This window comes from Polaromonas potterensis, assembly GCF_033446725.1.
Classification (GTDB): domain Bacteria; phylum Pseudomonadota; class Gammaproteobacteria; order Burkholderiales; family Burkholderiaceae_C; genus Polaromonas.
In genome coordinates this window covers 476,752-496,672 of the sequence record NZ_JAWQLX010000002.1, presented here as the reverse complement: position 1 = coordinate 496,672, position 19,921 = coordinate 476,752, and the positions used below count along the sequence as shown (strand labels likewise).

Here is a 19,921-nt window from a genome sequence, read left to right as displayed (position 1 = left end):
ACCTCAGCCAGATAAGGCGCCAAGTTCTCGTTATAATTTGAGGTTCCGGTGGCTGTAGCTCAGTTGGTAGAGTCCAGGATTGTGATTCCTGTTGTCGTGGGTTCGAGCCCCATCAGCCACCCCAACGTTTAAAAAGAAACCCCGCTATCTATTTGGTAGCGGGGTTTTTTGTTTTTATCTTCATGTAGCCACCATGTAGCCATCGGTACACCTTTTTGTACCGCGTAACCACCAGCACCAGACAACAAAAAAGCCCCACAGCGGGGGCTTGTCATGCGGTATCAGCGGGCGTCAGCGTCGGGCGTGACGGTACGGCAGCAGCACCTTTGCAGCCTTCACACGCAGGCGCATCGCTTGGGCGTTTCAAACTCGGATGAAGCTTTCGCCCTAGGTCTGAGACCTGAGGCCTTCAATTGTTGTGGAAGCTTGGCATAAGGGGCTGCAGGCAGCCTTGTTAAAGCAGGGGCGGCCTTTAACAAGAATCAACAAATCAAATGGAAATCAATAAACGTCAGAACCCAGAAGCCATGCGGGTTTGCGGGCATTTTGCGGCTGCGTCATTTGATTAACACGCCAAAAGGGGGATATTTTCTGCGCGTGAGGAACTGGGTGGTTTCCCGCTTGGGCGTGTTCTAGACATTTATGGGGGGGGGGGGGGTCGCAGTGTCGGCCTGGCAATCAGTCCAGGAAAAATATTCTCAGCTTGCGGGTGTGCGCAAAGAGAGTACCAGTCGGTCTGGGTCTGAGGGGTCGCAGAGACTGACGGCCCCGGTAGCCTTGACGCAAAAGAGGGCCTGTCAGTTTCCCGGCAGGCCCTCAAAAGTTCACCGATAGTTAGACGACTGTCTTGAGCTGCTTGAACAGGTGCCCAGGCTGCAGAACAACACCATCGGCGCGCATGTGTGCCACCAGCAAATGACTGCCGCTTGTCGGCTTGGCATGGCGTACCACCTCGACGCGCAGGTCGCTACGCATGGCAATGGCGAAGGCTGCAGCGAAGTCGCCGAACAGCGCAGTTCCGGCGCTCATGCCCGTGGTCTGCAGTTCACTCATGGCAGCCAGGGCGGGCGGCTTGCCCAGCCAAGTGCCGCTGGTGCTTGCCAGTTGCCCGGCTCGGGCGATGAAGTCAGCAGGCGCGCTAATGTGCGCGCTCGGGATACGCTGATTCAAGCCCAATGCAGCGCCCACGGCTTCCAGCAGCTTGGCCCAAATGGCTGGGTCTTGAGCGGCTGCGCTTTTGGCGATGCCGGTATCTGCCAGCAGCGTGGCAATACACAGTGCATCCAGCTTTGCAGCGAATGCGCCGGCCAGCGCCATCGACAACGCGGTGTCAAGGTTTGGACTGTCCTGCACCAACTCAACGGACAAGGGCACCAGCACGGCCAGCAGCTTGGGATTGAGCGTTACAGGCACGGCCACCACGTCACTCTCGGTAATATCCACAGTGGCCTCGGTATGCTGATAAACCGCTGGGCTGGTGGTGAGGCGCGCGAGAGTGCTCGGGCCATCAATAGCGATGGTGCCAGCGCCCGCGGCATTGACAACCGTCTGAGCGCGAACCGCATCAATGACTTGGGAACCCACGGCCATAGGCACCAGGGCGCTGCTGCTCACGGCTTTGGTTGAACCCACTACGTTATCCCGGCAGAACTCGCCCAGGTTGAACTGGCCTTTTTCGCCTTGGTACAGGTCGGCAAACTTTTGCTCAGAGCGCAGAAAAGGCAGCTTGCGGCCATCGGCGGTAAGCAGGTGTTTGACTTCGCCTGCATGGCCACCACTGACGCCCAGGTTTGGACGACCAGCCTTCATTGCCAGTTCCTTGACTGTTTCGCGAAGCTCGGATTGCTCCGCCTCCTGATTGTCTTTCCAGCTCTTGAATTGCGTGCCTTGCTCTTCGAGCAGTTTAAAAACGTCTTTGATGTCAAGCATGATTACTTTCTGAAAATGTCGGCCAACTCGGTGAGTTTTTCGGCCAGTTGCGTGAGGTCGTCGGGCTCGCTGCTCAGTGCCCGGTAGCCGCCGGTAGCGATGGCTTTCGCCTCGCGTCGGGTATAGCCAAGCGTGCGCAGCGCGCCTTCAAATTCGCGGATAGTTGCAGGCTTGGCAGGCACGGCAGAGCCAAGCTGTAAAAGCTCGGTTTCTGTTTCGGTGTGGGTGTGCGCTGTCACGGTGCGTTTCCTCGCGAATCGGTAAATCCGTGTTTGAAACACGGTGCCAACTTCGCAGACGCACCCGGCGCATGTTTGTTTGAAGATGCTTGTCGAACGTCCCGTTCAACTTGCACAACGACATTGTGCGCTTTTTTCATTTTGCGCGCAAGCTGTTAAAAAATGCTGCCGCGATGTGGGTCGCCTGCGCCTTCGATGCGCCACAGTCACGCGCCACAGCTTCCAGGCGGCGTTTTTCTTGGGCGACGAGAACGGCGCGCGGGGTCGTGAACCTGAGCCACAAGCGCTTAAGCATGGTCGCCTCCCGTGATAAAGGTGTGCAGTGCTTTTTCTGCGGCGATGTTGGCGCGCACACGGTCGATGATGGCCCCCATCACGCGCAGGCCCAGCGCCTGCAACTCTTTGTCGCTGCCTCGCTGAACAGCGCCTACTGCCTCGCTGATTTGATTGAATGCGGCACTTGATGCCGGTGGAACTTGCTCGCCGTCCATCTGGCTGGCGACGAAGCTGATTAAGGTGTCAATATTTTTAGTCATGTCAGGCTTTCGGGTAATTGGTTGTGAAGTGGTCCACCAGGGCGGCGGCTTCGGGTTTGTCGTTGTGGCGCTTGGGTTGTTGCTCCAGTCCAAATAAATCAGTCATGGCAGCACCTCCCCGGAATCACCGAACCTAACCCCCCTCTAAAGGGGGGGCGGTGGATTTCGGTTACGGAATTCACCGAAAAAGGAGAAAACGGCGGATTTCGGTTACTCACACAGCCCATAGCCACCCCTCGTTACAGCCCACCACACCACGGGAAACCAGCCCTGTTATTGCCTCTCTGGTGCGGGTTGCTCTGCGGTCGGTGGCGCAAGTCAGACGGGCAGCGCCAGCGATAACCGCGGCCTCCAGTTCAATGCAAGGGCTCAAGGGCGGGGCTCCCAGCTTGCCTGTCCTGCCTGTTTTGAACATCGGGCGCAAGGCATCCCACACCAGCCGCTGATTACCACCCTGGGGCAGCTTCACGGCGCGCACGTCCTGGGCCTGGGTGTCGCGCAGCACCACGCACGATGTAACGGGGTCGCCATACTCATCAACGGCCAGCGTTTCAACTTGCAGCTTGAACGGATACGTGTCCCCGTCCTGCCCGTCTTTGGACTTGGCAACCTTCCATTCCCGGCGGTCGCCATCGCGTGAGACTTCAACGGCGGCATCCATCGCAGCAAACAGACTGCTATGCCCACGCAGGCCAGCGGCGGCATTCTTGCCCGTGTGATGCACCATCACCACCAGCCCCCCGGTCACAGCCTGCAATTGCTTGGCAGCCTGCAATATCTCGCCCATGTCCTTTGAACTGTTTTCGTCAGCAGTCGGTGCGGCCCTGTTCAGCGTGTCGATGAACACCACAGCACCGGCAGGCACCACGGCGGCCAGGTCTTGCACGTCCTGGGGCGCGGTCAAGGTGAAACCCTGCATCATCATGCTCAGGCTATCGGGCAGTTCACGGCCCCGGCTCACCTCCCATGCTTGGGCGCGCAGCTTGAAACCGCCTTCACCCTCAAGGGCGGCATACACCACGGGCGCGGCTTCCACGCGGCAACCAAACCAGCCCCGGCCCTCTGCAATGGCGGCGGCCATGTCAAAGGCCAGGAACGATTTACCGGATGCGCTCGGGCCATACAGCGCAGCCAGCCCCACGGCAGGCAGCACGCCACGCACGCGCCACGCCAGCGGCGGCAGGTCGCGCAGGTCGGCAGCACTCAGCAGCTTGTAACGCGGCTCAGGTTTTGCAGGCTCGCGGGCAGATTCCAGCAATTCGGCCAGCACGTCGAACCCGTCACGCTGGGCCAGGTCGTTTGCGTCGAAGTTGTTGGGCTCCTCGGGCGGCATGTAGGCCACGGCGCACCCCAGTTCACGCGCAATGGCGGCGGCTTGCTCATCCTTGCCAGCGTCAGGCACCAGAACAATCCGGGTGGATGCGTCACGCTGGCGCAGGTCAGCAGCCACGCGGGCCACGTTGCCCCAGCCAAAGCACACCACAGCAGCGGCCCCGTTTGCCACCCAGCAGGCCCACGCTTGCCCGATACCCTCGCACACATGCACCACGCCACCGGGCACCGGCTCGCCCACGGTGAACGATGCCCCGGCCATAGGCGCACCGGGCAGGTTCAGTTTTTTGCCAGCACCGGGCGGCGGTATCAGTTGCAGGCTTTGCAGTCCCTGGGGGCCATAGGCTGGCACCACCAAAGCCCCGGCCATGCTCTGCTTGGCAATGCGCAGGCCATCACCAGCAGGCACCACGCGCAGGCCATCCAAAGGCACCCCGCCGGCGGCCTTGGCTTGGATGTATTCATGCGCAGCGGTCGCAGGTTCGCAGCCGCTCCACACCTCGGCAGGGCTCATGCCGGGGGCTGGCTTGCGCGGCGGCTCTGCGGCTTTCCTGGGGGCTGGCAAGGGGCGGGGCTGTTTGCCGTCCTTGCTCCAGCCGTTATCAATGGCAGCGCGGAACAGAGTTCCCGGCCCGGTTCCCCCGTCTGCCTTGATGTTGCGGAATGCGGATTGAACGTCACGCGTCCCGGCATAGTTGGCAGCGGTCGAACTCCAGGCGTCAACGTCCTCAACGGTCAGCCCGGCAGCAATGGCAGCTCGGCCCATGCGGTGCCAGTCATCACGCGGCCCGTCAGCCGGTATGTATGGCAGCGCGTCGCGCGCGTCCTCTACGGTGAACCCGTTAAGCATTGGCACCACCTTTGCGGCGCTTGGCAAGCCAGGCGTAAATCATGCAGCGGTCGCCGGTCGTGAAGCTGTACACACCAGGGCGGCATTTGTGGCCGTCACGGTCGATGAAGTTGATTCGCTCGCACGGCGCATCAAGGCCACGGCGGCGCAGCTCGGCCACCAGCTCGGGGCTGTTGCTGGCGCCTGCCACGCTGTCAAGCTCTTGGCGGCTGATAGGACGGCGCAGCAGTGCGGTGATGGCGCGCAGGTGACGCGGGTTGTCAGTTCCGGTAAAATTGCGCTTGCTTGGGGCGCTCGGGTTTTCTTTGGAAGGCTCGGGCGTTTTCATTTGGCGGCCCTCACAATCCAGCGGGAAAGCGGCAAAGTCCACAGCGCCAGCAATGCGCGATTGATAGCGGCGCTCATTACGCAACACCTAGCAGGCGGCGGATTTCAGCCACGGGCCAGGCAAGGCGGCCATTGATGCGAATGGGACGCAGAGGGCCATCTTCAAAGCAAGCCCAGCCGCGCAAAGTCTGCGGGCGTTTCAGGAGCCAATGCGCGGCGGTTGCCGTTTCCACAGCAGGGCGCTTTTCTGTCAGCAGGTCAGGGAATTGTTGGGTCGTTGCGGTTTGCATGTGAACCTTTCGGGTTTCGTTGATAACGAGCCCAATTAGGTTTTTGCAACCCCCGTTGCTTGCAAATGAAACCCCCTACACGCAACCCCTTTTCATTGGTGAACAGGGCGCAAAGTCGCAACCCCGTTGTGAGTGTTACTCACCCCAGAAACCAGCTCTTTTAACGGGCTTTTTGGTCTTCTTTTCGCTTAAAACTGCATTTAGTCTGGTAGCTGTAACCCCAAACTCTTTTGCTGTTCTCGCTGCAAAATCTTTTATTCCCCCGGCCTTGTACTTGTTCATAACGGCGCGGGCTTGTTCTTTGCGCTCTAGCGTCCAAACTTTCGCAGTGCCTGCGGGCGTTGTATCGGTTTTCTGTGTTGGTGCGGCCTGTATTGGCAGCTTGGATGCGAAGTTCAGTAACGTGAGTTCTTGCTTTTCAATGGCGTTTTCTAGCAGTCGCCTCCAGCTTAAGTGCGCATCAGCCCCAAGCAACCAGCGGCTCGTTATCGGGTTGATATAGCCATCCGGGTCGGTCACTGCCCTATGCTTGGATAGGATGGGGTCAGCCTGCACGATTTTGGCGGCCTGTTCTGGCGTCAAACTGTTTGCGCCACGCTCTATAGCGCATAGCAGGGCCTCAGCTTGCACGAAGCGATACCCGGCAAGGGGCGGCACGGTCACCAGCTCTAAATCCTTGTCTTGCACCCATGTTGTGAGCCTTGAAACAGATAGCAGGGCGCTACCAAATTCACGCTCCGCAAGGTCGGCATGAAATAGAACATCTGTCGGATTTTTTATATCTGTCATAGCACCCCTTCAAGGTGTCGCTTCAAAAAGGAGCCCCGGCCTGTCGGTGAAGGTTCCGACTTTTCGCCAGCGGTAATTAATCGCAGGCTAGGCAGGGGCAAAAAAGTATTCAGTTAGTTCACGCCAATCACGCCCATTTCGTTAAGTAAATTGCGAGCTTCTTTAGCATCGGTCCCACGGTACTGCATAAGGTTGAACTGGATAACTGCTAGTTTGTCTAGCCGCTTCCGCAACTCCCGTCGCTTAGCTCTTGCAGGTGGATTGTCCGGAAGTAGGTAGCCCGCTACTCGCATCATTTCAATAGATATTTTTCTGCAGAGGCGAAGTCGGTCAAGCCCAAAAAAGTCAACATAAGTACGGCGCGCAATGTCTTCTTCCTCCAAACGCTCCTCTTCGGCAGTCAGGGCGCGCGATACCCTGGCAAAACCTCCGCCACCCTGCCAGGGGGTGAGTGTCCATTGGCGGCCTTCATGCTCAACAACAGTGGCCCCGCTACCGTCCATGACCTGAGGAGATTGTCGAATATCAATACCAGTTGCGTTTAGGATAGCGCGCCATCCGCCGCTGACGGAGTTACGCTTAAGAACATCCTCTATTGGTTGATTTACAGTCTCAGTAGCCATGATTGAACTCACTTTCAATTGTGGTCAGGGGCTGGGCAGTGTTTCTGCACCATCCGGCCCCGTCTTTTTTGCCCTGGGTAATCCGCGCCAGGGCTTCGCGGTTATCAGTTGACAGCGCGCAGCTTGCCCGGCTCGGCCTGGGCGTCAAACTTCACGCCGGCCTGTTCCAGAATCCACGCTTCGATGCGCTCATGGTGCACGCGCAGTAACTCCAGCGGGCGCACCTTGTAATGCTTTTCAGCCGTGGCGCTGGGCTTGTGGCCTTGAATCTGCGCCACCACCCCGGCAGGCACTTCCAGCCATTCGGTGAGACTGGCGAAACTGCGGCGCAGGCCATGCAAGGTAAGCCCCTCCAGCCCGGCGGCTTTGCAGGCGCGTGTATGCGGGTTGTTGGGTTCAGTTAGGCACCCCGTTTTACTGGTGGGGCTTGGGAAAACCCATTCATTGCGGCGGGGCAGGGCGGCCAGCAAGTGCAGCATGTACGGGGTCGCCGGTATCTCTCTGGTGCCTTCCACCTTGTCCCTGATGCTGAGGCCCTTCCATTGGGTGTTCACGTCCTCCCAGCGCAGGGAAAGCACTTCACCAGGGCGTGCACCAGTCAGCAGCATCATTTGCAGGCAGGTGGCAATAACGGGGTTCGGTATCTGTTGCACGGCGGCAAACCATGCGGCCAATTGCTCGCGCTGTAACACGTCCGATTTCGTGCCCGGCTTGCCCAGTGCCTCGCGTGCCTTCTTTGTCTTTGCCGGGTTCTTTGCAGGCAGCAGGCCAGCATAGGCGGGCTGTTCGCCGCACCATGTCAGAAACACTGTTAGCAGTCGCCATGCAAGGCGGGCAGACGAGGCGCGGGTCTTGCCTTCATTGGCGGCCCATGCCTCTATCGTTGCTTGGTCAAGGTCACGCAGCGCCAGCGGCATCAATGCGGCCAGTGGTCCCGGCTTGGTCAGTTGCTTGCCACCACCACGGCGGCCAGACGGCAAGCCCCCGGCCTTTGCCTTGTCGATATGGTCACGGTAGTGCAGGGCACCCCAAAACGGGCGGCGCTGTTCTATGTAATCGGCCCACACCTCGCTCACGGTCAGGGCGGCCACCTTGTCCGATTCCATCTTGGCAGCGGCGGTAGCCTTGTCGACAGCTTGTGCGGCCTGTTGCTGGCGCTCAATCTCGCGGGGGTCTTGTCCACTGTCCATCACTACGGCAAGGCGGCGGGCTTCGGTGCGGGCTTGTTCAATGCTCCACAGCTTCACATCCCCGATGGTGCGGCGGATGGTTTGGCGGTTCAGCTTGGCTTCGTACACGAACGATTTAGCACCGGCAGCGGTTACACGCACACGCAGGCCGGGCGCCTCACTGTCGCGCATGAAAGCCTGTTGCTTTCCAGCAGGACAGGCTAAACGCTCGATTGCTCCAGCGGTCAGGTTAACCCGCTCGGCAAGGTCTGGGGCTTCGCTCTTCTTCGGTCGTGCCATGTTGATTGCTCCGGTGAGTTTGGCTACAGGGGGATTTCATGTAGCCACCATGTAGCCAAAAACCCTCAATTTAAGGGAATTTCAATCAACACATGGGCTGTATTTGTATCCAGTATAAATGCTGCAAGTTGTTGATTTATATTGATTGTATCAATATCAATCAACGGTGCCAAATGCTAAAAAGTAAGGATTGTGATTCCTGTTGTCGTGGGTTCGAGCCCCATCAGCCACCCCACTATTTAAAGCCTAGTATTCACCTCCCACGGAGGTGCAGGATGTAGGTTCAAAGATTAAAGCCTCAAGAAGAAATTCTTGGGGCTTTTTCTTTTGTCGAATCGCTGGCGAACCTTTGTCAGCTGGATGCTTTGGAATGGGCTATCTCCAGCTGAGTCCAGGATCCTCATGTGAGTTTCTTCGGCCTGATCCTGCGGGGCAAGATGCCAGACGCTGTATTGCCGTGGTGGCTGCCGACCCGTGTTCCCTCCGGAATTGCCCGAAATCGATGGATTCACGGGCGCTAAACCGTGCCATGCCTTATTGCCTGCACAGCCCGCGACTTATTCCTGTTCACGATAAATCCATGAAAACTATTCGCTTGTTGGTGCCATAGGTCGGCGGATAGCATGGGCTATCAATGAACTGGAGAGACGCATGAAACCGATACAAGGGCTGCTGGCAGCGGCTATTTTCCTGACACAGACGGCCTTCGCACAAACGACGGATACCTACCCCAGCCGGCCGGTGAAGATCATCGTGCCGTTCAGCGCCGGCAGCGCATCCGATACCGTGGCACGTATTCTCAGCGAGGAATTGCGCAGCAAGTTTGGCGTCATCGTGATCGACAACAAGTTGGGCGCCAACGGCATCATTGGCGTGAGCGCTGCAGCCAAAGCGCCGGCAGACGGCTATACCTTGCTGCTGACGAGCAGTTCTACCCACTCCGGCATCGGGGCACTGTATAAAAATCCGGGCTACGACCCGCTCAAGGACTTTGTCCACATCTCGCGTATCAGCACCATTCCCATGGTCCTGGTCGCCCGCCCGAATGCGCCCTTCAAGACGGCGAAGGAGCTGGCTGAATATGCCAAGAAAACGCCGCTGCGTTACGGCTACGGCAGCGGCTCGGCGCAGATTGCCGGTGCCGCCTTCAACGCGATTGCCGGTGCGCCGGCCGATGGCATTCCCTACAAAGGTCAGCCACCGGCGATCACCGACCTCATGGGCGGTCAGATCGACTACGTCCTGGCCGATACCTCGGTGGTCACCGCTTTCCTGCAGAGCGGCCGACTGAGTGGGCTGGCGATTACCGGTGCAAAACGGTCGGCAGAAATGCCAGACGTCCCGACCATGGCGGAAGCCGGCTACAAGAGTTTCGACCTGGTGGTCTGGGTCGGCTTGGCGGCACCGACCGGCACGCCGGTGAAAATCGTGGAGCGCTGGAACCAGGAAGTCAACCATGCGCTGAAGCAGCCCAGCGTGATCGAAAAGCTGGCCCGCCTGGGCATGGTGGCCAGCCCGAACAGCACCCGGGAGCACGCCGCGTTTGCTCAGGCGCAACGCGATATCTGGGTGTCGCGCGCCACCACCGCCGGGATCGAGAAACAATGAGCCAGACCGGAACCGCCGCCAGCAAGCCATTGGCCGGTGTCCGCGTGCTGGACCTGACGTCGGTCATCATGGGCCCCGTGTGTACGCAAATCCTCGCGGACTATGGCGCGGAAGTCGTGAAGGTCGAGCCGCCCGAAGGTGATGTGATGCGGCATGCCGGCGCCAAGACCAGCCCGCAAATGGGGGCGATGTTTCTGCATGCCAACGAAGGCAAGCAGTCGCTGGTGCTTGACCTCAAGACAGAGGCCGACCGGGCCACCTTGTGCCGCATGTTGCCATCGTTCGATGTCTTTATTCACAATGTCCGACCGCAAGCCATGAAACGGCTCGGGCTTGACGAAGCCGCGGTGCGCGCGCTGCATCCTTCGGTCATTTATGTGGAATTGACCGGCTACGCGGAATCGGGGCCTTATGCCGGGCGTGCCGCCTTTGACGACATCATCCAGGCCCAGACAGGGCTGGCTGACCTGTTCGCACGGCAGTCCGGCGGTGCACCCGCCTATGTGCCCACGCTGATTGCCGACCGGGTCACCGGCCTGACCGCCGCGCATGCCACGCTGGCGGCGCTTTATCGTCGTCGGGAAACCGGGCAGGGCGATGGCATTCGCGTGTCCATGTTCGAGACCATGGCGGCGTTTGTGCTGGCCGACCACCTGGGCGGCGCCTCGTTTCAGCCACCCACCGGCGCCATGGGTTACAGCCGGCTGCTGACGCCTTACCGCCGTCCCTATCGCACGCTAGACGGCCATATCGCTGTGGTGGTGTACAACGACAAACACTGGGCTGCCTTCTTCGCGGCAATTGGCGCCCAGGCAACGTTCGCGTCGGATACCCGCTTCCAGACGGCAGCGGCACGCGCTGACCACTACGACGCCATCTACGGCTATCTGGCCGGCGTGCTGGCGACACGCAGCAGCGCCGACTGGCTGGCACTGCTTGAAGCCGCCGACATTCCCTGCTGCCCGGTTAACCGGATCGAAGACTTGCTGGACGATCCGCAATTGCGGGCGGTTGGCTTTTTCGACGAGAGCAGCACGCAGGATGGACACACCTTGCGACGCATTGCAGCGCGTTATCGCGCGCCCTCCGCGCAGGCGGCCTGCGTGGCCCCATCCCCCCGCGTCGGACAACACACGGCCGAGCTGATGACAGCGCCCCTATTTTCTGAAATTTCCTGATCTTTCTGGACATCTACCTTATGCAAGCACCCCTCCAATATGCCCATCTTTCCGTGACAGACGACGGCGTCGCCACGTTGCAGATCGCCAACGGCACGTCCCTCAATATTCTGAACAGCGACACCATCGTCGAGTTGACCGAGACGCTGCGGGCGCTGGCGCGTCATAACAGCGTTCGTGTGCTGGTCATACGCGGCAGCGGCGACAAGGCCTTTATAGGCGGCGCGGATATCAAGGAACTGGCGAAGCTGGACCCCGGCACGGCCGTGGCCTTCATCACCCGCCTGCATGACTTGTGCGAGGCCGTGCGTGACTTTCCGGTGCCGACCATTGCGCGTCTGGCCGGCTGGTGCATGGGCGGCGGCATGGAGCTGGCGGCGGCGTGCGACATCCGCATCGGCTCGACGCTGGCGCATTTCGCCATGCCCGAGGTGCGTATCGGCATTCCCTCGGTGATCCACGCCAACTTGCTGCCGCGCTTGATCGGCGAGGGCAATACGCGGTGGCTGCTGTTGACGGGCGCGGCCATCGACGGGGAAAAAGCGCTGAAATGGGGCTTCATGAATGACATGGTGGCACCCGAGGAACTCGATGCTGCCATCGCCCATGCCGTGGCCGAAATCCTCGAATGCGCGCCACGCGGCGTACGCGCCCAGAAGGCCTTGCTGCGCACCTGGGAAGCCTTGGGGATCGAACGCGGGCTGAAAGACAGCATCGCCCTGTTTGGATCGATGTACGAGACCCCCGAGCCCGGCGAATACATGCAGCGCTTTATCGACCGCAAACGTAGCCGCTAGGCGCATCGCCCCTATCATGGTGGCATGAACCTCACCATCCGCGAATTTCGCGTGTTTCGTGCTGTCTATGAACTGCGCAGTTTCAGCGCGAGCGCTGGCACCATGCACATGACGCAGTCGGCGGTCAGCAAGCTGTGTCAGGAAATGGAGGCCAAAGTGGGGCAGCGCCTGTTCGAGCGCTCCACCCGCAAGGTCGAGCCGACCCTGTGGGCCGATCATCTGTACGGCTACGCCTGCGAAATTCTGGGCACCATGGATGCCGCCGAGCGCACCTTGCGCAGCCTGGCCAATCTCGACATGGGCGAGATCGACGTGGCGGCGTCCCCCATGATGATGCACGGCTTGCTCACCGTCCCCCTGCAGCAACTGCATGCGCGTCATCCCGGCATCCACACCGGGCTCCACGAGTTGTCGACCGACGCGACCATCGACTATGTCATCAACGGCAAGGCGGATTTTGGTCTGGTGTCTATGGGGCAGACCCATCCCGGCTTGCAGATCGAGCCTCTGTACGACGAGGCCATGTACGCGGTCTACGGGGCCGAACATCCGCTGGCGCGGCAGACAACAATCTCGTGGGAGCAGGTGGCGGTTTATCCGCATATCTCGCTGCATCCCGCCTTCAGCGTGCGCCGGACCATAGACCGGGTCTACCAGCAGAAGGGGCTCAGCTACACCTCGGTCATCGAGGCTGGCACGGTGTTGTCGGTGCTGGGTTTGCTGAAAGCCGGGCTGGGTGTGGCGGTATTGCCGGGCTACATCATGGGTTTTGCTGCGGATCTCGGGCTGTTGTCGCACCGGCTGCTGGCGGCCGACTGCGCACATCCGATCTCGCTGATCCGCCGCTGGAATGCACGCACCTCACCGGCGGCCGAAGCGCTGATCGTCTTGCTCAAGGCCTCGCTGGCGGCCCGCGCATGAAGTGCGGCTTCTGTTGGTCTTCAGCTGAGTCGCGGCATGCACCATCTGACCGCAGACGATGAGTCCAGCCACTCGCAAAAACACAAGGTCTCAGACTTTTTTTGTGGGCTTGGCCAAACAGCCTCATTTCGCATCGTATAATCAAAGGCTTGAAACGCGGGAGTAGCTCAGTTGGTAGAGCGCAACCTTGCCAAGGTTGAGGTCGAGAGTTCGAGACTCTTCTCCCGCTCCAAATTTCTCTCTTGCAGACCAGTCGTTTGCAAGGAATCAGCAGAAATTTTGGACTTCAGTTGAATATCAAGCCACCCTTCGCGGTGGCTTTTTTTTGCGCGTCTGCGCTATCGCCGCAAGCGCATAAGACCCATTGAATTGCGAGCTTCCGAATCGGGAGGCCTTGTGTATCCTGTGTTGCCGCTCAGGTGTGCCGGATGGTATTGAACGGAGCCAGTCTGGCGCTGCGCGTGTATTCCCTGACCTGCCGCAGCTTGTCTTTGAAGTCGCGGTAGTCCAGTGGTTTGCAGGCGAAACTGTTGAGGCCGCCCTGCAGCGCCAGGACCGCGTCGGACTGTTCGTTGCCGGAGGTCAGCATGACCACGGGCACAGAAAAAGTTCGAGGATCTTCGCGCATGCGTTGCATCAGTTCCAAACCATTGATCTTGGGCAACCCAAGGTCGAGCAGCACCAGTTCAGGCTGGTGCGCGGGGTTGCGGTCGCTGTACGGGCCCTGGCAGAACAGGTAGTTCAAGGCTTCCAGGCCGTCACGGGCGACCACGATGTCATGGTTGGAGCCGTTTTCCTGCACGGCGGTCAAGGTCAATTCGAGATGGTCGGGGTTGTCTTCCACCACCAGCATGATGGGCATGCTGGTGGCTGGCCTCGCGGGATTGAGCATTAAATCTACCTTCAGAATCATTCCATGTGACTATATGAGTCAGGCACAGGGTCTTGATCCGGCGATAAACGCCCAAATTGGTCCTCAGTTCACCATCACCAGTTTGCCCTTGACACCGCGCGAGCCCATGTGGGTATACGCGGCCTTGAGTTCGGCCATGGGCATGGTGCGGTCGATCACCGGTTTGATCTTGCCCTGGGCATACCACTGGGCCAGCTCGGCCATGGCAGCGGCGCTGGCCTTGGGCTCGTTTTTGGCAAAACCGCCCCAGAACACACCAACGATGGACGCGCCCTTGAGCAGGGTCAGGTTCAGTGGCAGCGAAGGAATCGGTCCGGACGCAAAACCCACCACCAGGTAACGCCCGCGCCAGGCGATGGAGCGGAAAGCCGGCTCGGCAAACTCGCCGCCCACCGGGTCGTAAATCACGTCCGGGCCTTTGCCGTCGGTCAAGGCCTTGATGGCTTCGCGCAGATTTTCTTTGCTGTAGTTAATGGTGGCGTCGGCGCCTATCGATGTGCAGAGCGCGCATTTTTCGTCGGTAGAGGCGGCGGCGATCACCCTGGCGCCCATGGCCTTGGCAATCTGGATGGCCGAGGTGCCGACACCGCCGGCCGCGCCCAGCACCAGCACGGTTTCGCCGGCCTTGAGTTGCGCCCGGTCCACCAGCGCGTGGTGGGAGGTCGCGTAAATCATGATGAACGCGGCCGCATCCACATATGGAAAACCTGCCGGCAGCGGCATACACAAGGCCGCCGGCGCGATGGTGTGGGTGGCAAACCCGCCTGTGCCCGAGAGGCAGGCCACGTCCTGCCCGACCTTCAGGTGTTTCACGCCTTCGCCGACGGCTTGCACCACACCGGCGTATTCGGAGCCGGGCACAAAGGGCAGGGGCGGCTTGATCTGGTATTTGTTCTGGACAATCAGCAAGTCCGGAAAATTCAGGCTGGCGGCCTTGATTTCTATCAGCACTTCACCGGCCTTGGGTTCGGGCGTTGGCAGCTCTTTCCAGTTCAGGGCGTCAACGCCGGTGGGGTCTTCACAAAGCCAGGCATGCATGGGTTTCTCCGTTGTGGTTCAGGGTTGAATCTGCATCATAGGCAGGTTATGCCCTTAAATAGAAGGATGAGCAGGGGCGTTTGTCACCCGTGAGACCGTAGAATGATTTCATGAAAATCCTGATCTGCAACGATGACGGTTACCAGGCTTCCGGCATCATCGCCCTGTACGAAGCGCTGAAAGATATTGCCGACGTCGAGGTGGTGGCGCCCGAGCAGAACAACAGCGCCAAGTCGAACGCACTGACCCTGCATTCGCCCATGTATGTGCAGACGGCGGCCAACGGGTTTCGTTATATCAACGGCACACCGGCCGACTGCGTGCATATCGCGCTGACCGGCTTGCTGGGCTACCGGCCCGACCTGGTGGTCTCCGGCATCAACAACGGCGCCAACATGGGCGACGACACCATTTACTCCGGCACCGTGGGCGCGGCCATGGAAGGTTACCTGTTCGGCATTCCCTCGATTGCGTTTTCGCAAACCCAAAAGGGCTGGGGCCACATCGATGTGGCGGGCCGGCGCGCGCGCGACCTGGTGCTGCAGCTGATGCCTTCACTGGAAGCCATCGCCCCCGGCGCGTCGCCGACGCAGGCGCCCTGGCTGCTGAATGTGAACATTCCCAACCTGCCTGACGACCAGATCCAGGGTTTCAAGGTCTCGCGCCTGGGCCGGCGCCATGCGGCCGAACGTGTGATTACGCAGACCAGCCCGCGCGGGGACACCATGTACTGGATAGGCGGCGCCGGACCGGCCAAGGAAGAGGGCGAGGGCACGGACTTTCACGCGACCCAGCAGCGTTTTATCTCGATCACGCCGCTGCAGGTGGACCTGACCGACCATGAACGCCTGCCTTACTGGGCGCAAACCGCGGCCAAACTGACGCACGGCACGACCGTGCCGCCTGCCGCCGCATGAAACCCACGCTGAAGCCGCCGTTTAATCCGTCCGCCAAGCCTGAGGCTGCCGCTGCCAAGCGACCCGGTTTCCCGGTTCGCCTGGCGCCCGATGCGGGCACGCCATCCGCTACCAAAAATATAGCTGGTCGCGCTCATCCCGAGCGGGCTACAGGCATTTTTGACTTAAAAAAACAGACACAAGCCACTTTGCCCAGCGGCGTCGGGCTGGACTCCCGGGCGGTGCGCGCACGCATGGTGCAGAAGCTGGCCGCGCAAGGCGTTACCGACGCCCAGGTGCTGGCCGCCATGGGTCAGATTGAGCGCCACCGTTTTGTCGATACCGCGCTGGCGAACCAGGCTTACGAAGACACCAGCTTGCCAATTGGCCTGGGCCAGACCATCTCCAAGCCCAATGTGGTGGCGCGCATGCTCGAATTGCTGCGGCAAAGCCTGGGCGCGAGCGACGGCAAGCTGGGCCGGGTGCTCGAAATTGGCACCGGCTGCGGCTACCAGGCCGCGGTGCTGGGCCAGTTGGCGACCGAGGTCTACAGCATTGAACGCTTGCGCGGCCTGCATGACAAGGCACGTGAGAACCTGCGTGCCTTCCGCCTGGCCAATGTGCATTTATTATTTGGCGACGGCATGGTTGGTTATGCCAAGGGTGCGCCTTATGCGGCCATCATTGCGGCGGCCGGTGGCGAGGCGATTCCGCCGGCCTGGGTCGAACAATTGGCCGTGGGTGGGCGCCTGGTGGCACCCATGCATATGGCCGGCGGCGCGCAGGCGCTGGTGGTGCTGGACAAAACCGCGCAAGGCATCACACAAACGGTTCTGGAAGCCGTGCACTTTGTGCCTTTAAAATCAGGAACAAGCTAGTGCGCAGGGATGGACAGGTCGCGATGCAGAATCGCCATGAACCTCAGTCCGCGCACAGCGTCTTACGGCGTCAAACACGCAGCAGTTGCAAAAGGTGAATCAAGCCATGAATCAAACAACAGGGTCAGCCATGGCAGTGTCTTTCCACGCGGCGGCCGAAGGCCAGCGTCCCCAGAAGCCGGCCAGTCGCCTGCTTTTGACCTGCTTGCTGGCCGCCACGGTGGTGCTGGTGTCGGCCTGCGGTGCTCGCAGCCTGACCCGCGCCCCGGTCGAAGACCGCGGCACCGGCATGACGCGCCCTATGCCGGGCGCCGAGGACAACGGCAGCGCCAAGCTGCTGCCCGGTGCTGAAAACGCCGGCAAGCCCGGTTATTACACCGTCAAACCCGGGGACACGCTGATCCGTATCGGCCTGGACACGGGTCAGAACTGGCGCGACATCGGGCGCTGGAGCAATCTGGAGAACCCCAACCTGATCGAGGTCGGCCAGGTCTTGCGCGTGGTGCCGCCTGTGGACAACAGCCAGGCGGTGGCCAGGCCCATTACCTCCGGGACGGTGACCGCCAGCCCGGTGCCCGGTGGATCAGCGGCCCCGGCACCGGCGCCCGCCGCCAGTGCTGCAGCTGCGACCAAGCCCGCTGCGCCGGCAGCAATACCAGCCACGCCTGCCAGCAGCGCCGGCGAAGACGACGTCGCCTGGATCTGGCCGGTGCAGGGCGCGGGCGCGGGCGCGGTGTTGGCCAATTTTGACGACGCCAAAAACAAGGGCATGGACATCGCCGGCAAGGCCGGTGACCCCATCGTCGCTTCGGCCGATGGCCGCGTGGTGTATGCCGGCGCCGGCTTGCGCGGTTACGGCAACCTGATCATTCTCAAGCACAACAACACCTTTCTGACCGCCTACGCGCACAACCAGACCCTGCTGGTCAAGGAAGACCAGTCGGTGCGCAAGGGCCAGAAAATCGCCGAAATGGGCAGCACCGACGCCGACCGCGTGAAACTGCACTTTGAAATCCGCCGCCAGGGCAAACCGGTGGACCCGGCGAAATACCTGCCGGCCAAATAAAGCGCCAGCGCCTCACGCCAAAGGGAGTCCTGCACTGCAGGGCTCCTTTTTTTTATGGATTGATGAGTAAAAAATGCCTCTAGCCCTTATAGCTTGGGCGCAGGCAGCTATTTATTTCGTAGCATCTTTGGCCGTTGCGCGGCCTGAGACAATAAGGCATGTCCAGAAGAAAACACAACCCGCCGCAACACAAGCCGGCGCCCGTCTCGGCCGAGTACCCGCCGGATCTGCTCACCATTGAATCGCTTGATATTGAAGCCCAGGGCATTGCGCACCGGGACGACGGCAAAGTCGTGTTTATCGAAGGGGCCTTGCCTTTCGAGTTGGTCAGCGCCAGTGTTTACCGCAAAAAACCCAGTTTTGAAAAAGCCACGTTGATGGCGGTGTTGCGCGAGTCCTCGCAGCGGGTGCGCCCGCAATGCCCGCATTTTGGCCAGCACACCGGTGCTTGCGGCGGCTGCAAGATGCAGCATTTACACGTGGGCGCGCAGGTGGCCGTCAAGCAACGCGTGCTGGAAGACAACCTCTGGCACCTGGGCAAACTCAAGGCCGACACCGTGCTCAGGCCGATCGAAGGCCCGGCCTGGGGCTACCGTTACCGTGCCCGCCTGTCGGTGCGTTTTGTGCGCAAAAAAGGCGAGGTGCTGGTGGGTTTTCACGAGCGTAAAAGCGGTTACGTCGCCGACATCCGCGAATGCCATGTGTTGCCCCAACATGTGAGTGACTTGCTGCTGCCGCTGCGCGCGCTGATCGCCGGCATGGACGCGAAAGAAACCCTGCCGCAGATCGAGCTGGCCTGCGGCGACGACATCATGGCCATGGTGCTGCGCCACATGGAGCCTTTGTCCGAGGCCGACCTGGCCCGGCTGCGGGCTTTTGCCCAGGCCCATCCCGGCCTGCAGTGGTGGTTGCAGTCCGGCGGGCTGGAGACCGTCCAGTTGCTCGACGAGGTGACTGACCCATCGCAGCAACTGGCTTACGCGTTGCCGGCCTATGGCATCACCATGCCATTTCGGCCCACCGATTTCACGCAGGTCAACCCGCACATCAACCAGGTGTTAGTCTCGCGCGCGCTACGCCTGCTGGACGTTCAGCCGCAGGAGCGCGTGATCGACTGGTTTTGCGGCCTGGGCAACTTCACCTTGCCGCTGGCGACGCAGGCGCGTGAGGTGCTGGGTATTGAAGGCAGCGAGGCGCTGGTCGCCCGCTCGCGCGAAAACTATGCGTCCAACAATGCCCCAGGCCAGAGAAAACGAGCACTGGCAGCTACCAAATTTGTAGCGCGCAACCTGTTCGAGATGACGCCGGGCATGTTGGTGAAAGACGGCGCCGCCGACAAATGGCTGGTCGATCCGCCGCGTGAAGGTGCGTTTGAATTGTTCAAATCCCTGGCCGCCTTGCACCAGCAAATCGTGACCGGTGTACCTTGCGACGACGCGGGTCAGCAGCAAAACCTGGTGCTGGGCGACTGGACCTTGCCAAAGCGCATTGTCTACGTGAGCTGCAACCCGGCGACCCTGGCGCGTGACGCAGGTGTGTTGGTGGAAAGCGGCGCCTACCGCTGCACGGCGGCTGGCGTGGTCAACATGTTTCCGCATACGGCGCACGTGGAGTCCATCGCGGTGTTTGAGCGAGTTTCCGTGCCGATGGCGAAGGCCTGATTCAGGCCTTTCGTGGATCGCAGATGCCCCACCAGGTGGGGCGCTTTGAAACATGAGAGTGCGCCAAGGGCGCCAGTTCCTTGCGATTGGGCGAATCAAACGTACCCACCGCAATCGCCAGCGTGGGCTTGTCGTCAATCGCGCCCAGGGTGCTCCCGCAGACGGGGCAGAACGCACGGCTGGACCCTTGGGATGAGCGCCAACTGGAAGGCGCGCCCCCCGGGCCCGTCCATTGCAGCTGATCGCGCGCGAACTCGACCCAGGTTTGTGTGAGCGCGCCAGAATGCCGCTGGCATTGCCGGCACGAACAAGTGTGGGGCAGAAGCACTGGGCCAGTTGCTAAAAAGCGGATATGTCCGCACAGGCAACCACCTTCGTAGATTTTTTCTTTTGTCGTCATGAACATCTCAGGGCTGGTGTTGGGTCATCCCCAGGGTTGGGATGAGGCAGCATCGCTGCGCCACACGGTTGAGGACTGACTTGGTGGCGTCCGCACCATTTCAAAACCCCATTTGAAAAAAGCCAGCTCGCGGTCAATGCCGCTCAGTTATCCCATCAAAAAAAATGCCGCTCAGGCTTAA

The 19,921-nt window shown here is 60.5% G+C and carries 20 protein-coding genes and 2 tRNA genes; 10 read left to right on the top strand and 12 right to left on the bottom strand.

The window, feature by feature from the left end; translation table 11 throughout:
* Positions 1 to 48: 48 nt before the first annotated feature.
* Positions 49 to 124, top strand: a tRNA-His gene (locus tag R6254_RS05510).
* Positions 125 to 834: 710 nt separating this feature from the next.
* Here the strand turns inward: R6254_RS05510 and R6254_RS05505 are convergent.
* The 9 genes from R6254_RS05505 to R6254_RS05465 all read right to left on the bottom strand — a co-directional run bounded on the left by R6254_RS05505 (position 835) and on the right by R6254_RS05465 (position 8,384).
* Positions 835 to 1,929 (bottom strand): phage major capsid protein, encoded by a 1,095-nt coding sequence (locus R6254_RS05505; protein ID WP_318405040.1) that lies wholly within the window; start codon positions 1,927 to 1,929, stop codon positions 835 to 837.
* Positions 1,930 to 1,931: 2 nt separating this feature from the next.
* Positions 1,932 to 2,168 (bottom strand): hypothetical protein, encoded by a 237-nt coding sequence (locus tag R6254_RS05500; RefSeq protein WP_318405039.1) that lies wholly within the window; start codon positions 2,166 to 2,168, stop codon positions 1,932 to 1,934.
* Positions 2,169 to 2,455: 287 nt separating this feature from the next.
* Positions 2,456 to 2,704, bottom strand: coding sequence for a hypothetical protein (locus R6254_RS05495; RefSeq protein WP_318405038.1), 249 nt, complete (start codon positions 2,702 to 2,704; stop codon positions 2,456 to 2,458).
* A gap of 214 nt (positions 2,705 to 2,918) precedes the next feature.
* Complete coding sequence (locus R6254_RS05490) at positions 2,919 to 4,886, bottom strand: AAA family ATPase (protein WP_318405036.1); 1,968 nt, start codon at positions 4,884 to 4,886, stop codon at positions 2,919 to 2,921.
* Entirely contained in the window at positions 4,879 to 5,214 is a 336-nt protein-coding gene (locus R6254_RS05485) for a hypothetical protein (protein ID WP_318405035.1), read from the bottom strand. Before R6254_RS05485 ends, R6254_RS05490 begins: the two co-directional genes overlap by 8 nt.
* Positions 5,215 to 5,290: 76 nt before the next feature.
* The gene (locus R6254_RS05480) at positions 5,291 to 5,503 is read right to left on the bottom strand and encodes a DNA-binding protein (protein WP_318405034.1); all 213 of its coding nucleotides are present in this window, start codon (positions 5,501 to 5,503) and stop codon (positions 5,291 to 5,293) included.
* 135 nt (positions 5,504 to 5,638) lie between these two features.
* Positions 5,639 to 6,292 carry a hypothetical protein gene (locus R6254_RS05475; RefSeq protein WP_318405033.1) on the bottom strand — a complete coding sequence of 218 codons (654 nt, stop codon included), beginning with the start codon at positions 6,290 to 6,292 and terminating at the stop codon, positions 5,639 to 5,641.
* Positions 6,293 to 6,405: 113 nt separating this feature from the next.
* Positions 6,406 to 6,915 carry a hypothetical protein gene (locus R6254_RS05470; RefSeq protein WP_318405032.1) on the bottom strand — a complete coding sequence of 170 codons (510 nt, stop codon included), beginning with the start codon at positions 6,913 to 6,915 and terminating at the stop codon, positions 6,406 to 6,408.
* A 104-nt stretch (positions 6,916 to 7,019) separates the two neighbouring features.
* Positions 7,020 to 8,384 (bottom strand): tyrosine-type recombinase/integrase, encoded by a 1,365-nt coding sequence (locus R6254_RS05465; protein ID WP_318405031.1) that lies wholly within the window; start codon positions 8,382 to 8,384, stop codon positions 7,020 to 7,022.
* Positions 8,385 to 9,035: 651 nt separating this feature from the next.
* Between R6254_RS05465 and R6254_RS05460 the strand changes: the two genes are divergently transcribed.
* The 5 genes from R6254_RS05460 (at position 9,036) to R6254_RS05440 (ending at position 13,120) form a co-directional block, all read left to right on the top strand.
* Complete coding sequence (locus tag R6254_RS05460) at positions 9,036 to 9,992, top strand: Bug family tripartite tricarboxylate transporter substrate binding protein (protein ID WP_318405030.1); 957 nt, start codon at positions 9,036 to 9,038, stop codon at positions 9,990 to 9,992.
* Positions 9,989 to 11,170: a CaiB/BaiF CoA transferase family protein gene (locus R6254_RS05455; protein ID WP_318405029.1), complete on the top strand. Its 1,182-nt coding sequence runs from the start codon at positions 9,989 to 9,991 to the stop codon at positions 11,168 to 11,170. The genes R6254_RS05460 and R6254_RS05455 overlap by 4 nt, the downstream gene beginning before the upstream one ends.
* A gap of 20 nt (positions 11,171 to 11,190) precedes the next feature.
* Positions 11,191 to 11,967, top strand: a complete 777-nt coding sequence (locus R6254_RS05450) for an enoyl-CoA hydratase (protein WP_318405028.1) — start codon at positions 11,191 to 11,193, stop codon at positions 11,965 to 11,967.
* 24 nt (positions 11,968 to 11,991) lie between these two features.
* Positions 11,992 to 12,888, top strand: a complete 897-nt coding sequence (locus R6254_RS05445; RefSeq protein WP_318405026.1) for a LysR family transcriptional regulator — start codon at positions 11,992 to 11,994, stop codon at positions 12,886 to 12,888.
* Positions 12,889 to 13,044: 156 nt separating this feature from the next.
* Positions 13,045 to 13,120: transfer RNA gene (locus R6254_RS05440), tRNA-Gly, on the top strand.
* Positions 13,121 to 13,303: 183 nt separating this feature from the next.
* On the opposite strand, the gene R6254_RS05435 is transcribed toward R6254_RS05440, so the two are convergent.
* Together R6254_RS05435 and R6254_RS05430 are read right to left on the bottom strand one after the other, a co-directional pair.
* Entirely contained in the window at positions 13,304 to 13,780 is a 477-nt protein-coding gene (locus R6254_RS05435) for a response regulator (RefSeq protein WP_318405025.1), read from the bottom strand.
* Positions 13,781 to 13,864: 84 nt separating this feature from the next.
* Entirely contained in the window at positions 13,865 to 14,839 is a 975-nt protein-coding gene (locus R6254_RS05430; protein WP_318405024.1) for an NADPH:quinone oxidoreductase family protein, read from the bottom strand.
* A 110-nt stretch (positions 14,840 to 14,949) separates the two neighbouring features.
* Here R6254_RS05430 and surE point away from each other — a divergent pair, with 110 nt between their 5' ends.
* The 4 genes from surE (at position 14,950) to rlmD (ending at position 19,340) form a co-directional block, all read left to right on the top strand.
* Positions 14,950 to 15,756, top strand: coding sequence for a 5'/3'-nucleotidase SurE (gene surE / locus R6254_RS05425; protein ID WP_318405023.1), 807 nt, complete (start codon positions 14,950 to 14,952; stop codon positions 15,754 to 15,756).
* Positions 15,753 to 16,613, top strand: a complete 861-nt coding sequence (locus R6254_RS05420) for a protein-L-isoaspartate(D-aspartate) O-methyltransferase (RefSeq protein WP_318405021.1) — start codon at positions 15,753 to 15,755, stop codon at positions 16,611 to 16,613. Before surE ends, R6254_RS05420 begins: the two co-directional genes overlap by 4 nt.
* Positions 16,614 to 16,743: 130 nt before the next feature.
* Positions 16,744 to 17,679, top strand: coding sequence for a peptidoglycan DD-metalloendopeptidase family protein (locus tag R6254_RS05415; RefSeq protein WP_318405020.1), 936 nt, complete (start codon positions 16,744 to 16,746; stop codon positions 17,677 to 17,679).
* A 158-nt stretch (positions 17,680 to 17,837) separates the two neighbouring features.
* Positions 17,838 to 19,340 carry a 23S rRNA (uracil(1939)-C(5))-methyltransferase RlmD gene (gene rlmD / locus R6254_RS05410; protein ID WP_318405019.1) on the top strand — a complete coding sequence of 501 codons (1,503 nt, stop codon included), beginning with the start codon at positions 17,838 to 17,840 and terminating at the stop codon, positions 19,338 to 19,340.
* A gap of 1 nt (position 19,341) precedes the next feature.
* On the opposite strand, the gene R6254_RS05405 is transcribed toward rlmD, so the two are convergent.
* A complete protein-coding gene (locus tag R6254_RS05405) occupies positions 19,342 to 19,740 on the bottom strand; it encodes a GFA family protein (RefSeq protein ID WP_318405017.1) in 399 nt (132 codons plus the stop codon).
* Positions 19,741 to 19,921 lie beyond the last annotated feature (181 nt).

Bases quoted from the DNA above. Each gene is read 5' to 3' on its own strand.
- R6254_RS05505 (WP_318405040.1), bottom strand. From the start codon at position 1,929: ATGCTTGACATCAAAGACGTTTTTAAACTGCTCGAAGAGCAAGGCACG.
- R6254_RS05480 (WP_318405034.1), bottom strand. From the start codon at position 5,503: ATGCAAACCGCAACGACCCAACAATTCCCTGACCTGCTGACAGAAAAG.
- R6254_RS05455 (WP_318405029.1), top strand. From the start codon at position 9,989: ATGAGCCAGACCGGAACCGCCGCCAGCAAGCCATTGGCCGGTGTCCGC.
- R6254_RS05405 (WP_318405017.1), bottom strand. From the start codon at position 19,740: ATGACGACAAAAGAAAAAATCTACGAAGGTGGTTGCCTGTGCGGACAT.
- R6254_RS05420 (WP_318405021.1), top strand. From the start codon at position 15,753: ATGAAACCCACGCTGAAGCCGCCGTTTAATCCGTCCGCCAAGCCTGAG.
- R6254_RS05415 (WP_318405020.1), top strand. From the start codon at position 16,744: ATGGCAGTGTCTTTCCACGCGGCGGCCGAAGGCCAGCGTCCCCAGAAG.
- R6254_RS05490 (WP_318405036.1), bottom strand. From the start codon at position 4,886: ATGCTTAACGGGTTCACCGTAGAGGACGCGCGCGACGCGCTGCCATAC.
- rlmD (WP_318405019.1), top strand. From the start codon at position 17,838: ATGTCCAGAAGAAAACACAACCCGCCGCAACACAAGCCGGCGCCCGTC.
- R6254_RS05495 (WP_318405038.1), bottom strand. From the start codon at position 2,704: ATGACTAAAAATATTGACACCTTAATCAGCTTCGTCGCCAGCCAGATG.
- R6254_RS05450 (WP_318405028.1), top strand. From the start codon at position 11,191: ATGCAAGCACCCCTCCAATATGCCCATCTTTCCGTGACAGACGACGGC.
- surE (WP_318405023.1), top strand. From the start codon at position 14,950: ATGAAAATCCTGATCTGCAACGATGACGGTTACCAGGCTTCCGGCATC.
- R6254_RS05445 (WP_318405026.1), top strand. From the start codon at position 11,992: ATGAACCTCACCATCCGCGAATTTCGCGTGTTTCGTGCTGTCTATGAA.
- R6254_RS05485 (WP_318405035.1), bottom strand. From the start codon at position 5,214: ATGAAAACGCCCGAGCCTTCCAAAGAAAACCCGAGCGCCCCAAGCAAG.
- R6254_RS05460 (WP_318405030.1), top strand. From the start codon at position 9,036: ATGAAACCGATACAAGGGCTGCTGGCAGCGGCTATTTTCCTGACACAG.
- R6254_RS05435 (WP_318405025.1), bottom strand. From the start codon at position 13,780: ATGCTCAATCCCGCGAGGCCAGCCACCAGCATGCCCATCATGCTGGTG.
- R6254_RS05475 (WP_318405033.1), bottom strand. From the start codon at position 6,292: ATGACAGATATAAAAAATCCGACAGATGTTCTATTTCATGCCGACCTT.
- R6254_RS05470 (WP_318405032.1), bottom strand. From the start codon at position 6,915: ATGGCTACTGAGACTGTAAATCAACCAATAGAGGATGTTCTTAAGCGT.
- R6254_RS05465 (WP_318405031.1), bottom strand. From the start codon at position 8,384: ATGGCACGACCGAAGAAGAGCGAAGCCCCAGACCTTGCCGAGCGGGTT.
- R6254_RS05430 (WP_318405024.1), bottom strand. From the start codon at position 14,839: ATGCATGCCTGGCTTTGTGAAGACCCCACCGGCGTTGACGCCCTGAAC.